Here is a 14,697-nt window from a genome sequence, read left to right as displayed (position 1 = left end):
GCTCTTCGCCAATCACTCGTTACGGCCACCAAGCAAGCGCAAGGCTGCGCATCATCGACATGCGCAGGCCGTCTCTAGCGTTTGCGCGCCCACTGGCGATACGCGCTCGGTGTCATGCCGGTAAAGCGGACAAAGGCTCGACGAAAACTGCTTTCATCCGCGTAGCCCATTTGCTGCGAGACGCGCTTGATGCTCGTCGCGCCATCTTCGAGCAGAGTGCGTGCATCTTCGAGCTTGATGCGCGCAATGAATGTCTTGGGCGATTCGTTGGTGAGCTGCTTCAATCGCCGATGCAAGGTGCGCTCACTGGTCGCCAGGCGTGCCGCCAACTCGGCCACGCTCAGGTCATAGGCAAGCTGGCGTACCGTGCGCTCGGCGTCCATCAGCAAAGGATCGCGCGCCTTGAGATAGCCGCGCGGCATGTAGATCGTTTGCGCGGGGGGCGTGTTGTCGATGACGGCAAAATCCGCTGCCAGCCGTGCGGCTTCCGCCCCGGCAAGCGCGCGAATCACATGCAGCGCCGAGTCGATCCACGATAACGGTCCGCCTGAGGTGACGACGCGACCATCATCGATCAGCGACGATCCCCAGATGGCATGGGCGCGCGGATAACGCTGCTGCAGTTCGTCGTGCAGCCACCATGTCGTAGTGCAGCGGCGCCCGTTGAGCAGGCCCGCTTCACCCAGCACGAAGACACCCTTGCATGAGCCCGCAATGATGCTGCCGTGCGCGTGTTGCTTACGCAGCCAGGCGCCAATCTCGCTGACCACCGGACCACTCCATGGCGAGCCCTTGCCGGTCTGCACGATGCCGGGGATCAGGATGGCGTCGCAGCGCTTGATGTCGAAGAGCGCCGTATCCACGCGTACCCGACCACCGCGTCCATCCTTGAAAGAACGGCCGCGCGGACTGGCCGTCAGCAATTCAAATGATTCGGCGGCGCGCTGCGGCGCTGCCGTATCGGCTTTTTGCCGGATAGCCTCATTGGCGAGCCAGAACACGTCACAGAGGCCGGCCACGCCGGAGGGAAGCGTGCCATCCATGCCTAAGACGACGATACGCATGATGAATCATCTTCAAGGAGGGGATTGGCGGATTTTGCCTGATATGTGGCTAATCAGACACCCCACCAGCACGCGCCGAAGCGCGCAGGATGCATGTATCCCCACCCCAAGGAGACTCCCCCATGACGCAAGTAGCCGCCATCGTGACCTTCAAGGCGCACCCCGGCAAAGGCCCTGAAGTGGCGCGCCTGATCGCCGACGCCCTGCCCCAAGCTATGAACGAAACACCGATGCTGGTCTGGCTGGTGCTTCATTCGGAGACCAACCCCGACATCGTGCATATCGTGGATGTGTTCGTGGACAAAGCGGGGCGCGACAACCATCTGCGTGACGCCACCGCCGCCCAGATCATCGCGACCGTACCGCAGCATCTTGCCGAGCCATTGGATATTGCGCCGATGCAATTGGTTGCTGCCAAGGGCGTGTAAGCAGCAAAAGCCGTTCGCGCTGTCTTTTTTGAGTCGTCATTCCCGTTTTTGCAGGAATGACGCCAAAGAGTCTGCGATGCAAAAGGGTGCTATCGATCCTGCATGGCAACGCAATAGTGATAGTCACCAGCAAAGCCCGACAGAGCAGCCAGGCTGACCCATCTCCATCCCGTGGGGCTACTAGAAACTCACCGTCACGACAATGTTGTCGTTATATGCCCCTACATACGCGTTCTGTAGCGCGGGAATCCGTCCGTAGACGGTGTACGACGCGCTCGTGCCGCTTCCGCCCACCGTCGTAGTCGATCCACTGCCGTCGCCCCACACCGTCGTTCGCAGGTTATCCGTGTAGAGGTTGTAGGAGAGCAGATGCGTGCCGTTGGACATGGTCCGCGCTGAAAAACTTCCCTGGCCGGAACTAAGCGCGATGGTGTAGCTGGCGCTTGCTGAGCACGTGACGGAAACGGAGCCGGTGCTATCCGAGGGTATGTTGGAGCGCGGATCGTAGGATCCGAAGGCTACGCCTGTCGTACTGGCCGAGCACGAGGTAGATTGGGCGAGCGCGCTACGCGAACACGTGCCGGCCATGATCACAAGGACCCAGAGCACGATACGCACCCTGGGTGATTTTGCCCGTACAAGTGATTGTCTTTCTGTCGCGCTCATCGGCATTCCAAACGCGGTAGGTTGTCGGCTCTTTCATGGCGTTGCATGGAAAGATCCGTAGCGCAGTGGCCAGTGGGCCAGCTCACTACCAGTTTTTCGGAAGGCGTCAAGGTGGGCACATAGACGAGGCCGCCGAATCCCACCGGATAGGTCTTTCCTTCATACACCGCCTGACTTCCTGCCGGCACAAAGGCGCCGTTGGCTTGCACGAGCGTGTACGAGGTGTTGTCGATGCGCCTGACGGGAAACGTAAGTACGAGACCCGAATTGAGATAAGGAATGGCCGTCATGGACGTTGCTGACACATCCACATCCAAGGGCAAGTCTGCTTGTTCTATTTGGATGGTGTTGGCCTGATAAGACCGTAGATTCGGTACAAAGGCGTTGCCGTTGGTATCGGTTTCACCGACCAGCTGGTTGTCTTCATACACACGCACATTCGCAAAACCGGGTACGCGAACCAGACCGAAACTGTCAGGAATCTGGCGGGTGAAATGCACGCCGCCGCCGAGCAGGGCGACACTTCCGGTGGCATTTGCCTGGTAGGCGTCGAGGCCGGCTTCATGGGCGACGGCCACATAGTAAGAGGCGGTATTCGTATTCTCGGTGAGGTCCGCTTCGCCTCGTTGGTCTGCGCCGAGTCCGGCCAGCACCCTGTATCCGAGGCCGCTGCCATACGGTGCATTTTGCTGAAACTGGGCGATTTCCTGCGTATCTCCTTCCTGCCGCTGGGCGTACACCGACGCACTGGACCGCGTACCGATGGGGCAGGTGTAATTCATGCCAATCATCATGCCGCCGGTTGCGCCCGAGGTATGCATGACACTCAACTGGAAATAGCCATACGGTCCGAGCGACTGGCTGTAGCTGAGGCCTGCCACGCCTAGATCTGTTTGCTGCCGTTGGTTCTGCCGGGTGACGTTGAACGCCAGGGTTCCGCCTCTTGCTACCGAAAGCGCCGCATAGGCACTGAGCAAGCTGCTGGGAGAAAGCAATCCCGGCACCAATCCCAATTGCATGAAATGCCTGCTCGTTACCTGCGCGCGAAAGCCCATGTCCAGGATGGCGCCGTGGTGGTCGAAGCCGAGGCCCAGCAGTCCACCGCCTCCATCCGGACTGTGGCTGCCGGCCATCGACGACGACAGCACACCCAAGGAAGAGATCAAAAAGGCGGCGCTTGCACCCAGGGTCTGGACACCGGGCTGCAACTCGCCGTGCACAGCGGCCGTGAAGTCGTTGGTGATGCCGAGGCGATCTGTGCCGGAAGCCAGCAGATGACCGTAGTCATTGCTGACCAACCCATAATTCAGCCGCTCAAAGCCTGCCTCGTAGGAATAAGACTGCATGCCCGGGCGCAGCAAACTCGCATCGGCATAAAACGGCTGTTCGATCGTCTGCTCTTCCCCCAGTGCGTTGCGCACCACCATCTGGAGCTCGCCATTGCCGGTGATGACCGGAAACTGTTGGATATTGAAGGGCCCTTCCGGAACGTTCTGCCTGAGCAACAGCGATTGATTCAAAAACAATTCGACGGTGGAAGGAACAGAGGCCGTGCCGGCCAGGCTTTGCAATGGAAACGTCACCAGATCGGGACGCGTGGCAAAATCCGTGGCCCACTGCACGCCGGCAAATCGCTCGGGCAGCCCCCAATCGCTTGCTCCCGTCAGGCTATCGCCAATGCGAAACGTGCTGATCGATGTCGGGTTGTCTTTTTCGAAATAGCTGTCCAGCCGCACTGCGGAAGCACCATTGGTGGCCGGCGTGCGATAGAGGAAAGAACTGGTTGCGCTGCCGATCGGTCCAAACGCATGCAAATCCAGCAGGGCGCCCTCGCTTGCGTTTCCTCCCGTCGATTGGGCTGAGAGGTTGTAGTTCAGAAACGCACCATAATTGGACGGCGTGGGTGCATCGGTAACGACGCGTCCGACGTGCAGGATCGTTGTCGCGAAATCGGTCGGTTTTGCATCGATGCGCAGGGCCGATGCCTTGGCGTCTTCGGCAACTGTGACGCCGGGTGCATGAGTCAGGCTCACATATTTTTTGCCACCGTCATCGACGGACTCAAGCTGCGCTGTCAGGACGTCACTGAGCCGCCAGCTTTGCAGGTCGCTCGCATCGAACAGAAATTCCCCGCGGCTATTTACCAGCACGATAGCCGCTCCTTCGTCTTCTCCGTTGACGAATATCTCGTATATCCCTTGCGTCGGTGGGGGCTGACCAGCGTTCTGACGTTCATCGGCAGGGCAAGCATGAGGAAACGGTTTGCCAGCCGCGCCGACGAGCAAGCAAGGTCCTGTGCTGCCGGTAGTTCCAACGGACTTTGCGTCCAGCCCGCCCGATGGCGATCGCAGCAGTACATCCACATGGTCCGCGTCGAGGATGGCGAAGGATTCGATAAGACCGATGGTCAATAAATCAGGTCGCTTGAGCGCCTTCCGCATCAGCTCGCTGACCCCCTTCCCACGCAAGGAGAGTATGTACTGGCCCGGATAGCTATCCGGCGACAGGTCATAAGCGACCGGTTCCTTGGCGGCGACGAAGAAAAAACCGTTGCCGCCTTGCTGATAGATGCCGATGGAGCCAGCCGTATCGGTAGCCAGGGCGGCGATCGCCCCGGCCGGTAGCGAAAGCGCGGCGGTGAGCGCAATGCCGAGCAGCGCGCTTAGCTCTATCGGCCGGCTCGCGCGTGTTCTTTTCATGCCGCATGGGGGCTGTTGCATCCGCTGATCTGCCGCGCGTCATCTCGCAGTGCCGTCGTCATTCGATTCGGGCTGGACGACGACAGCGGTGCTGATGTCGCCAATGTCCGTCTTGGCGTCGATCGTTACGTGATCTCCCGGATGAACAGCGTGGAAGGAAGCGAAACCCCATCGATAATGGTTGTTGGCCAGCACGTAACTCGACGCGCTTTGCCGCATGGAGCCTTTCGTTTCTTTATCGAGCAATGACAGGGAGAGGATCTTTATGTGAACCGATCCACTGTTGGCAGCTTCCACGATGGCGCCGCCGTTCGCGGACGGCGTAACACGCCACGTCAATGTCGGCGAAACAGGTTTGGCCGGCTTCACAAACACCGGAATACTCAGGCGCAGCGTTACCGCAAGCCCGCGAAATCCTGGCTCGGGCGGGGGCGGAACTTCCGTCAGAAACATGCGATACGCGACTTCCGTGTTCTGCGATGTCGCATGACGCATGCCCACGCGCACGATCTGCGATTGTCCCGGTGCAACCGCAAACAAGGGGGGTGTGGAGAGAAGATCGTCTGTTGGCGCGAGCACGTCTCGCCCCGCCTGCTGGCTCCATGTCATCAAGGCTATTTGAACCGTTACGGGCGACTGGCCTTCGTTGCGAACGGTGAAAGCCTGGATCGGGTGACGGGCCGACAAGGATGCGATGACGGGGGAGACTTCTACCGTTCCCGCCCACGATGCATGGCATACGAAGAGACAGGCCGAGCCAAACATGGCTCGGCCGAAGCGTTTAAGTAGCATCGTTAGAACGTGACCGTTGCCACCACCGTATCGGCATAGCTGCCGGTGGGCAGGTTCTGTCCCGCTGGCACGCTGCCATACACGGTGGTATCCACTGCCGCACCGGTTCCGGTCACATTGACCCCGGTGGTGCCGTCAAACGTCGTGGTATCGCCACTGTCGCTGTACAAGTCGTAATTCATGAAGTTGCTTCCGTTCACCATGCGGCGCAGCGGCACGGAAGCTGTCGAGCCGGTATCCGGATTGGCGCCCTGGTCCAACGTGATGTTGGCGGACGCCCCGTTCGTGCACGTTGTCTGGATCGATCCTGTAGCGGTCAAAGGCGTCGACGCATTGGTGGAGATGGGATCGTATGCGCCGAAGGCGAGTGGGTTGGTGCTGATAGTGCAGTTCGCCGCAATGCTTGCCGAAACGTCGAGATTGGCGGTCGCCGTGCCAGCCTGGGCAGCCGGCATACAGAACATTCCCACCAGAACAAAACCGACAGCAAGACCCGACCTGGCGATCGCAGGTGTCACGATTTTCATCGAATATCCCCTATTTCTTTTTTTGAAAAAGGCTTCCTTGAAAGCCCCCTGACGAGAGGCGGCGAAATAGAGGTTTATAAAACCTGGTTTCGAGCCCCCTTCGGCGCGAAACGTAGCTTAGATTTAATGCCGAAAACTGTTAACTACGTCACGTGAAGACTATGGAGAGATCGTTAAACAATCATCAAGCAATCGCGAATTTATTGCATACGATAGCGCATGTTTTTCTATAAGCCCATGTATTTGCTATCTATTACATATTATTGAACCGTGGAGTTCTGTCAGTTTAATGAAGGGTTCCAAATTTGCATTTTTTGAGGCTCAAAAATAGGCCCAAAGCATTATTCCTCGGATTAACTTTATTTGATGCGACAAAATTAAAGAAAATACCCAGCCTGCCGATATACGCACATTTCCATTACTAACGGCCTATATCGGGAGCACCCATTAAACCGTGAATAAGATATGGCCCGGGCCCGGTGGATAGACAGCCGATCCCTATGAGGATGGGCCCACCCTGGCGCACAGGGCTGAAGAGGAAGCAGGCCGCGCTCAGCGGCCCGATGCGGGGACAATGCAAACGCCCTGGTAGGTGCAACCGTCTCAGGGTTGTATGTTTCTCACCACGGCGCGACCCAAGTCTGCGAACAGTGCATCCCTTTGTGACTTGTTCGCACGCGAGTCCATGAGGAATGCGGCGACGATCACGGTATGACCATCTGGCCAAGTCAGTATCCCGATGTCGTTATAGGTGGCTGTTTCCCCGTTCAACGAATACGACGTTCCGCATTTATCGGCAAGACGAACGTCGGTAGGAAGACCTGCTCGCAAGCGATTGGGAATGGTTTGCTCATACATGAGGTGCAGCAGATAGCGGGTCGATGCCCGCGACAACAATGGCTTGTTCCACAGCATGCGTAAAAACTGCACGGCGGCAGCAGGTGTGCTTCGATGACGGTGAATACCCTTCAACAGCCGCACAACGCTTAATGCAACTGTTCAACAACGTTCAGACTTTTCCAATGGCATGTGCTCAGGAGTTACCAAATGCTACGCCGATTGTCCCAACATGGATTAACACGTGGCGATTCGGTTGCATTTTTTGCGGAAAGACAGGGATGGCGGTGATATTCGTGGATCAAGTGAAGTCGAGGATAGGGAGGGGAGTATTGAGGTTCTGAGCACGGTTGATGTGCGATGAAACGATTGGCACGAATTACATGGTGTATTTTTTGCGTGATTCTGACTGTTTATGGCGCAGGTTACTTGACGGGATTTTTTATAACACTTCCGTTTGATATGCCGGAAGGCGTCGAAGCGGTAATCCGGTTCGTTTTCAAGTTCTTTTTGAATGAGGACATGCCCGATCCTGACGACATGGCCGATACCGCATTATTGCTTTATTTCGCCTGCGCACTTGCCATGATGGGCTTGGTTGTGTGGCCTGTAGGCGTATACGTATGGCGACGCGTTATTTCACAGCTTGTCGCTCGAACTCAACGGAACTGAAGCAGCCAAAGGTGAGCTGGTGTGCAGGGTCGGCATGTCCGACAGCGGCAACGACGCCGCCACGTTCCTATCGCGAATGCGTCAAAGAGACCGTAGCACTGTGGACGGGGCGCGCTGATCTCGTCGACACCCGAGGCCGATGCATCGCATGAGACATGTCGAACACGTCATCGGTGGCTGAAAGATCAACCCATGACGTGGCGGATCAACGGCTTCAGCTAATGCCGCTTAGAAGTATCAAGCTTGAGAAAGAAAATCACGGTAAGGGCAACCGTGAGGGTGATTTGCAACGCAATGAGCAGGACGCGATGGGAGGCCGGCGCTATCCAATGTGGTAGCGAGATCATCAGGACGGCGTATATCAACAATGTCAGCCATCCCTGCCAGCTTCTTGGTCCGAACCCTAGTCCGAAGCGCTTTCGACCAAACCAGTAAGTACTTTTGGCTTTCATGTATCGAATTCCAGTGGGTGATTTGACAGAGGCCTGTTCAGGGTCGAAAGGAATACTGAAAAAGTACAACGCATCAACCGGAGGTCCAGTTCGCGCACCGCTCATTGCCGCCGCGCGAACGGCGATCACGAACGCTGCGGCCTTACACCCTGGAACACCTGATCGATGAGTTCATGGGCGTACTGCTCGGTGAGCGGCGTATGCCGCAGCAGCAGGCCGTAGTAAATGGGGCCGAATATGGCATCGATCAGCAACTCGGCATTGACGTTGAGGGCAAGCTCGCCAGTTCTTTTGGCGCGCTCGATATCGATAACCGAGGAAGCACGCCGGGCGCTGATATGGCTTTCAAAAAGCTCACGCAAAATGGAAGGATCGCTTTGACCTTCGGCGATCAGGTCGGCCATGACCTTGCCGAACAATCCGTTGAACTCCTTGATGAGGTAAAGCGCTTTGATGCGAATCGCCTCTTCGAGGGTCGCCGTAGGTGGAACATCCAGCTTGCTGGCCAGGCGCTCATGGAACATCGCCATGATGAGGGCCGCCTTGGACGGCCACCACTTGTAGAGCGTGGGTTTCCCCACTTTGGCGCGCTTCGCTACCGCTTCCATCGTCAGCTGGCTGGCTGACTTTTCTTTCAGCAGTTCATACACGGCATCCATGATCGCCGCGTGCGAGGCGGCGGTATCGCTGGGTGGTCGGCCCAGGCGTGCGCGAGCGGGGGACTTGGAACTCATGCCGGGGAAATTACTTGAACGCTCCGTAAAAGAAAATCCTGGACAATCCCCGGGAGTTATTTTAAATTACGAAACGTATAGTAAATATAAATGGCCGCTTTCCTGGAGAAAAACCGTGCAAAACGCTCATCATGCCGCCGTAACGGAGGATTTCATCCTCATCCATCCCCTTTCACCCGAAGACGCCGAGACGACGAAGTTCATGCGAGACATGTCGGCCGGCGTAAAGGGCATGTTGCGGGGTCCAGAGGCCCGTGGCCCCTTCGACGCCATCATGGAACGGGTCATTCCTCCCGCAGACGCGACCTTTGAAGGCGGCGCCGTAGGCGGTATTTCAGGACTGTGGGTGCGCCCCAGGCACTTCCGCGAGGGTGAAGCGATCCTTCATCTCCATGGTGGGTGGTTCCACTGGGGAACCTCGCAGGCTTTTCGCCATTTGGTCGGACACATCGCCACGCGGGCGAATGCCCAGGCATTCATTCCCGATTATCGGCTGGCTCCGGAGCATCCTTTTCCGGCTGCGGTGCATGATGTCCAAGCGAGCTATCGCGGATTGGAAAAAGAAGGCATACAGCGCGTGGCAGTGACCGGCGACTCGGCGGGCGGCAATCTGGCCTTGGTACTTTCATCGCTTGTAGCGACGCAGGCAATTTCAACCCATACGAAGCACGTTGCGACAGCGGTGCTATCACCCGTCACCGATCTCACACTGTCCGGCGCAAGCTACGACACCCGTGCCGAGGCCGACCCGTACTTTGTGGTGCCCCAGGTCATCGAGTTGGTGCAAGGCTATTTGGCCGGCGCCGAACCCAAGCATCCATTGGCATCGCCGCTGTTCCATAGTCGGCTGGCTGACCTGGCACCGCTGCGCGTGCACGTCGGTGACGATGAAGTGCTGCTGGATGATTCGCGCCGGTATGTTGAGCAGGCTGCCGCAGCCGGTGCCGACGCCAAGCTTGATATATGGATGGGTATGCCGCATGGATTCGCCGGTGGCGTGGGCAAGTTGAATGCCGCATCGTTGGCGTTGGAAGCCATCGGTGCATTCATTGACGAAAAACTTTCCGTCGTTCGCACAGCCAACTGAAAAGCGCCGGAAGCGCTATTCCGCACAGCGGTGAAGCACCGCAGGATATCTCCGGGTAGTTGGATGGAACGGGTACCGACTACCTTGGACTCCTGGCAATAGTGACGGCCTGCAGTACCGCGTCAACGACAACTTGCGGATGATCGTACTGAATATAGTGGGAAGAGTTGGGTACAACGATATTGATCCCGCGCGTCGACATGGAAGCGATCTCGGTATGCAGTCCTTCCCATAAAAGTGTCCGCTGATTACGCTCGTTCTGTGTTTCGTCCTTGGCCTTCGGGTACGGTGAGTGCGTAAGAACAATAATGGGCATGTCGCCAAAATTTTTCCGCGTCACACGTGTTTCAGCCGCACTTGCATAAAAGACGTTCTCTCGCTCGGATGCAATCGCAGCCTGCCATCTCGGCGTTACGGCATACCTTTCCTGTGCCGCATTGATCGCTGCACTGAAATGAGGATCGTCAACGTTACCCACGCATTTCTTGAACGCGGGAGAACCCTTCACCAACCCCGCCGTTGCTTCTGCAATACAACCATGCATGTCTCGAAGATATGCGTCCCAGCGCTCCTTCTGGCCTGGTTTGCCTATTGCCCAGCCACGCGTAGACTGCTCTTCGTGGGATGGTTCCACCAGCACGATGCCCGCTACTTCGTCCGGATACTTATCCGCATAAACCCGTACGTTCAGGCCCGCCATAGAATGGCCAACCATGATATAGGGCGCTTTGATATGCGCTGCCTGAAGCAGCGCGTGTAAATCTTCAGCCTGATTCCTGGACGTACTGGGACGCCGGGCGGCGTCACTGAACCCCAATCCCGCGCGATCGAACGAGCACGCCATCGTCTTTTTCGAAACTGCGGGCTGTACGAGTGCCCAGGAAATCGTGGAGTCGCCCATCCCGGCGTCAAAAATCACGGCTGGCGAGCCTGATCCCAGGCAATACAGGTTCAGTCGCTGACCATGCCCGATATCGACTAATCTCACCGGTGCAGTGTAGATCGGGTCCGTGATCACCTTTGGCTTAACTACGCCCTCAGCAAAACCCCCGCAACAAAAAACCAAGGCAAATGCCGCCGCAACTGTCTTGCGCATATATCCCCTGCCGATGCTGTATCTCAGCGAGCTCTTGTTATAAATCGATAGGCGCCTTACAAGTGAATCCACCCAGCTCACTTGAGTGAAAGCCTGCAGTGAAAGCTGCGCCTTGTGTTTTCAGACCGTCTTGCTTGATAACGGATATTCAATGTCCGGCGGTGGCTATCACTGGCCTGATCAAACCTAGTGCGTTGAGTTGCTGCTCAAGAGTTTCCGCGGAATCCCAGGGCAAGATAGGCGAATTCTGTCTTTCATCCGGTGGGTTCTTGAGCAACCCGTCAGACCAACCACCGCAACCTATGAGCGGTAGCAGCGGTCGATGGTGAAGCCACGCCAGACAAACCTCCGAGATAGTGCCTGCTCGGCCTCCGATGACAATGCATGCATCACCGGCAAGCGCCGTGAGCAGATTTCTGGCGTCACCCATGCCGCAGGGTATGACGATCGTGGCCGGCCAGTCTGAGGCCGGCATCTCATCGCCTGGGATAATGCTGACAACGACTCCCCCGGCATTTTGCGCACGTTGTGCCGCTACGCGGGTTGCGGGACTTCCGCATCCACTGACCACGGTGATCCCTAAACGAGCGAGTCGTTCCCCTGCCTCTCCAGCTAGGTCATACGCCCTGGTCCCCGGTTCCGCACTTCCCAATACGCATACTTGAGGTTGGCGTGTATGACTGATCATGGCTGTCCTTGTAGTCGGTCTTCAATCGCAACATCCGCTCAACTCTATCGTCGAAAGGAACCTTGCGCGAGAGCTGAGCGTGATGCTGATCTTGCGGCGATCTTCCGTATCCGTGGAGCGTTCCAAGTAACCACGCTCCACCAGCGTATCCACCCATTGCCCGGCGCCCTGCTTGGATACCCCAAGCTCGCGGATCAATTGCCCGAGCAGCGGACCACTCGCACCATGGCCAGGCCGCCGATCACATACATGCCGTTCTTCGGCATGTCACCGCAGTCCATCTCAATCAGGGCCTTGCGCATCACTGCACCGCAGGGAGCGTGTGCGTGAGGCAACAGCGCTGGAATAACGACAGTTTTGTACTAGGTTGCTCGGCGCAGGCGTCGATCATGCGGTTCTTCTTGGCGGCGGGAGAACGTTATGGTCAACAAGTCAGATAATCACTATTTTTTACTATTTGCCGCCTGCAGCCCAACTGGCTGCCGGCTCTCCGGAGCGCGGGGTCTTCCCGGCGACACCGCCGCGGAGAGATCTCGTGACACTGCCAAGACGGCACTGCATTACCTCGCAGGTAATTGGCTCGCTGCATCCACGCGCATAAGGTGGCTTTACCGCCATCGAATCCGATGCAGTCCCTATAAAGAGGTCAAACCGTGCCCGCTTTCCCCGTTCATACGATCGAATCTTCGCCCACGCAATCCAAGCCTTCTCTTGAGGCCTTGCAGGGTGCGTTCGGCACCCTTCCGAATATTGCCGGCGCCATGGCAACGTCTCCTGTGCTGATCGACAGTCTGGTCGGACTTTTTGGCAACGTCCATGGCGGCAGTTTTTCCGAGCCGGAAATTCAAATCGTTCTGCTCACCAATGCTGTCACCAACGCATGCACCTGGGCCGTGGCATTCCACTCCTTCCTGGCTATGAAGGAAGGTGTTGATGAAGCGGATATCAACGCAATCCGCGAACGCCAGAGTCCGCAAGGTATCAAGAGCAACGCAATCTCTACACTGGCACGTGCACTTATCGAAAAGCGCGGGCATCTCGACGATCGAGATAAGTCAGCTTTCCTGAAAGCCGGCTTTGATGAACGACATCTGCTGGAAGTTATCGCTATCGTTGCCGCGTCCACCATCACCAACTACACCGGCAATGTTACCCATCCGCCGCTGGAGGAAACTTTCCAGGCCTATCGGTGGCATGCGGCAACCACCTGATCGTTCGGCTGACTGCCACCAAGAGAGGCTGCTCTGGTGAGCAACCTCTCCAAACCGGGTGGACATTCAAACCAATGGGCACATATCACGATCCAGGCGATCATCATTGACACCACCAGCTGGACGCACGGGAGCATCTTGTGAGCACCATTCGTACCGCGCGAGCGCGTCCCCCCAATGATTTGGGGCTGTTGCTGCGATATTGGCGAGAGTTGCGTGGCGCCAGCCAGCTGGCATTGGCGCTGGACGCGGGCATTTCACAGCGACACCTGAGCTTTATCGAAAGCGGTCGCAGTGTGCCAAGTCGCCAGGCATTGATGAGCATCGTCCAGTCGCTGGATGTTCCCTTGCGCGAACGAAACGCCGTCTTCCTTGCAGCTGGCTATGCGCCGATCTATTCGGAAGCTCCTTGGAATGCCAAAGAGATGCAGGGCATTACGCGCGCGCTTGATCGCAAGCTTCGCCAGCACGATCCATTTCCCGCCATCGTCATGGATCGCTACTGGAACGTACTGATCACCAATGAATCCTCACCGCGCTTTTTTGGCTCGTTTATAGACATGGCCGCACGGACCGGACCGCGAAACATAGTGCATCTCCTTTTTGATCCCGATGGTATGCGCCCCTTCGTGGTGGATTGGGAGACGGTAGCCCGAAGCCTTATCCAGCGTATCTATCGGGAAGCCATCGGACACGTCCTGGACGAGCAAACCCAGACCTTGCTCGATGAACTATTTGCTTATCCGGGCGTGGATGCATCATGGCGATTACCGGGATTCGTTGGACCAGCGTCGGATCTACCGATGATTCCCTTGGGATTTCACAAAGACGGCAAAACGCTGCGCTATTTTTCAATGGTGACCACGGTAGGAGCACCGCAAAGTGTCGCTGCGCAGGAACTACGCATTGAATGCATGTACCCAGCGGATGAAGACACGGAGACGCTTCACGTACAGTGGATGTCGGGCGAGCAAACGTCGGCGTGATCCGGCGCGTAACTGGAATGGACTCCAAGCCACCCATGGAGGCGGTTAAACGGTTATGCCAGACACCGAGTTACTTCTTATCGGGCGAGGTGACAGTCAGCCCCTTGGAAGAAGGACGCCCGGTACCGCCTCGCGTGATGCTGCCGGTATTGGCATTGAACGCGCCCACTTTGCCTTTGAGCTGCACGTGCCGTCCTTTTAACGCGTCCAACTCCAAAAACTGCTTGTTGAAACTTCCTGCGTCACCGCTATGGCATGCGGCAATACGAAGATCGAGCGGCTTTGAAGCGCCCGGATCACTGAGTGCATGAAAAGAAGCATTCTTGTTCATGCTGGTCCATAAGGAAGTGGGCGTATGTTTGTCTATTCCCGCTTTCTCTTTACCGGATGACTTGCCGCCCCTGGCGAAAAGCTCTCCCCAGTCGCCCCCGTGCGCGTGGACATATACGCGGTCGCCCGGTTCGAAGGTCGTTCTGTCGAACGCTTTCTGACCCAGGACAGGAATGTATTCCTTCGTTTTATTCTTTGACGCAGCGCCATTCCTGACGGCCGCCCAATGCTGTGCGTTGTAGGTAGGATTGTCGTGGCTTTCTTCCGATCCCGTATGCTTTTGATCAAACGGTACGAAGATATAGACACGTTTGCGACGCTCATCGCTGGCCATTTGCTCCCCCTTCTATGTCCCAAGAGACGGCCTGATCCGTTTCCTGCTTGGTTATAGCAAATTCCATGCGGTGATTTCGCGATGGACGGGCGCA

General features: G+C 57.1%; 17 protein-coding genes. 5 read left to right on the top strand and 12 right to left on the bottom strand.

Translation table 11 applies throughout. The annotated features are described in order from the left end of the window. Positions 1-74: 74 nt before the first annotated feature. Positions 75-1,064 (bottom strand): GlxA family transcriptional regulator, encoded by a 990-nt coding sequence (locus AC4HNJ_RS16885; protein ID WP_490480768.1) that lies wholly within the window; start codon positions 1,062-1,064, stop codon positions 75-77. Positions 1,065-1,186: 122 nt separating this feature from the next. On the opposite strand from AC4HNJ_RS16885, the gene AC4HNJ_RS16880 reads away from it, so the two are divergent. Beyond that, positions 1,187-1,492: a putative quinol monooxygenase gene (locus AC4HNJ_RS16880; protein ID WP_490480767.1), complete on the top strand. Its 306-nt coding sequence runs from the start codon at positions 1,187-1,189 to the stop codon at positions 1,490-1,492. A 180-nt stretch (positions 1,493-1,672) separates the two neighbouring features. Here AC4HNJ_RS16880 and AC4HNJ_RS16875 read toward each other — a convergent pair whose 3' ends face one another. The 5 genes from AC4HNJ_RS16875 to AC4HNJ_RS16855 all read right to left on the bottom strand — a co-directional run bounded on the left by AC4HNJ_RS16875 (position 1,673) and on the right by AC4HNJ_RS16855 (position 7,157). Continuing rightward, positions 1,673-2,101, bottom strand: a complete 429-nt coding sequence (locus tag AC4HNJ_RS16875; RefSeq protein WP_490480766.1) for a Csu type fimbrial protein — start codon at positions 2,099-2,101, stop codon at positions 1,673-1,675. Positions 2,102-2,154: 53 nt separating this feature from the next. Continuing rightward, positions 2,155-4,857: a fimbria/pilus outer membrane usher protein gene (locus AC4HNJ_RS16870; protein WP_490480765.1), complete on the bottom strand. Its 2,703-nt coding sequence runs from the start codon at positions 4,855-4,857 to the stop codon at positions 2,155-2,157. Between the two features lie 39 nt (positions 4,858-4,896). Beyond that, complete coding sequence (locus AC4HNJ_RS16865; protein ID WP_490480764.1) at positions 4,897-5,649, bottom strand: fimbrial biogenesis chaperone; 753 nt, start codon at positions 5,647-5,649, stop codon at positions 4,897-4,899. Positions 5,650-5,651: 2 nt separating this feature from the next. Further along, entirely contained in the window at positions 5,652-6,176 is a 525-nt protein-coding gene (locus AC4HNJ_RS16860) for a Csu type fimbrial protein (RefSeq protein ID WP_490480763.1), read from the bottom strand. Positions 6,177-6,779: 603 nt separating this feature from the next. Next, positions 6,780-7,157, bottom strand: a complete 378-nt coding sequence (locus tag AC4HNJ_RS16855) for a serine hydrolase (protein WP_490480762.1) — start codon at positions 7,155-7,157, stop codon at positions 6,780-6,782. A gap of 216 nt (positions 7,158-7,373) precedes the next feature. Between AC4HNJ_RS16855 and AC4HNJ_RS16850 the strand changes: the two genes are divergently transcribed. Continuing rightward, complete coding sequence (locus AC4HNJ_RS16850; RefSeq protein WP_490480761.1) at positions 7,374-7,685, top strand: hypothetical protein; 312 nt, start codon at positions 7,374-7,376, stop codon at positions 7,683-7,685. Between the two features lie 218 nt (positions 7,686-7,903). Here AC4HNJ_RS16850 and AC4HNJ_RS16845 read toward each other — a convergent pair whose 3' ends face one another. Then, entirely contained in the window at positions 7,904-8,266 is a 363-nt protein-coding gene (locus AC4HNJ_RS16845; RefSeq protein WP_490480760.1) for a hypothetical protein, read from the bottom strand. Continuing rightward, a complete protein-coding gene (locus AC4HNJ_RS16840) occupies positions 8,263-8,871 on the bottom strand; it encodes a TetR/AcrR family transcriptional regulator (RefSeq protein WP_490480759.1) in 609 nt (202 codons plus the stop codon). Before AC4HNJ_RS16840 ends, AC4HNJ_RS16845 begins: the two co-directional genes overlap by 4 nt. A 115-nt stretch (positions 8,872-8,986) precedes the next feature. On the opposite strand from AC4HNJ_RS16840, the gene AC4HNJ_RS16835 reads away from it, so the two are divergent. Next, positions 8,987-9,958 (top strand): alpha/beta hydrolase, encoded by a 972-nt coding sequence (locus tag AC4HNJ_RS16835; RefSeq protein ID WP_490480758.1) that lies wholly within the window; start codon positions 8,987-8,989, stop codon positions 9,956-9,958. A 79-nt stretch (positions 9,959-10,037) separates the two neighbouring features. Here AC4HNJ_RS16835 and AC4HNJ_RS16830 read toward each other — a convergent pair whose 3' ends face one another. From AC4HNJ_RS16830 to AC4HNJ_RS16820, 3 genes are all read right to left on the bottom strand, one after another. Beyond that, positions 10,038-11,054 (bottom strand): alpha/beta fold hydrolase, encoded by a 1,017-nt coding sequence (locus tag AC4HNJ_RS16830; protein ID WP_490480757.1) that lies wholly within the window; start codon positions 11,052-11,054, stop codon positions 10,038-10,040. 148 nt (positions 11,055-11,202) lie between these two features. Beyond that, positions 11,203-11,742 carry an SLOG cluster 4 domain-containing protein gene (locus AC4HNJ_RS16825; protein ID WP_490480756.1) on the bottom strand — a complete coding sequence of 180 codons (540 nt, stop codon included), beginning with the start codon at positions 11,740-11,742 and terminating at the stop codon, positions 11,203-11,205. A 21-nt stretch (positions 11,743-11,763) separates the two neighbouring features. Further along, positions 11,764-11,940 carry a MarR family transcriptional regulator gene (locus AC4HNJ_RS16820; RefSeq protein WP_490480755.1) on the bottom strand — a complete coding sequence of 59 codons (177 nt, stop codon included), beginning with the start codon at positions 11,938-11,940 and terminating at the stop codon, positions 11,764-11,766. 455 nt (positions 11,941-12,395) lie between these two features. On the opposite strand from AC4HNJ_RS16820, the gene AC4HNJ_RS16815 reads away from it, so the two are divergent. After that, positions 12,396-12,953, top strand: a complete 558-nt coding sequence (locus AC4HNJ_RS16815; RefSeq protein ID WP_490480754.1) for a carboxymuconolactone decarboxylase family protein — start codon at positions 12,396-12,398, stop codon at positions 12,951-12,953. A gap of 140 nt (positions 12,954-13,093) precedes the next feature. Then, positions 13,094-13,939 (top strand): helix-turn-helix domain-containing protein, encoded by an 846-nt coding sequence (locus AC4HNJ_RS16810; RefSeq protein ID WP_490480753.1) that lies wholly within the window; start codon positions 13,094-13,096, stop codon positions 13,937-13,939. A gap of 70 nt (positions 13,940-14,009) precedes the next feature. Here the strand turns inward: AC4HNJ_RS16810 and AC4HNJ_RS16805 are convergent, their stop codons facing one another. Next, complete coding sequence (locus tag AC4HNJ_RS16805; RefSeq protein WP_490480752.1) at positions 14,010-14,603, bottom strand: hypothetical protein; 594 nt, start codon at positions 14,601-14,603, stop codon at positions 14,010-14,012. Between the last annotated feature and the right edge of the window lie 94 nt (positions 14,604-14,697).

This window comes from Dyella sp. SYSU CM1112, from assembly GCF_058216415.1.
Note: the sequence above shows the minus strand (reverse complement) of the source record. Positions and strands in the feature narration are given on the sequence as shown.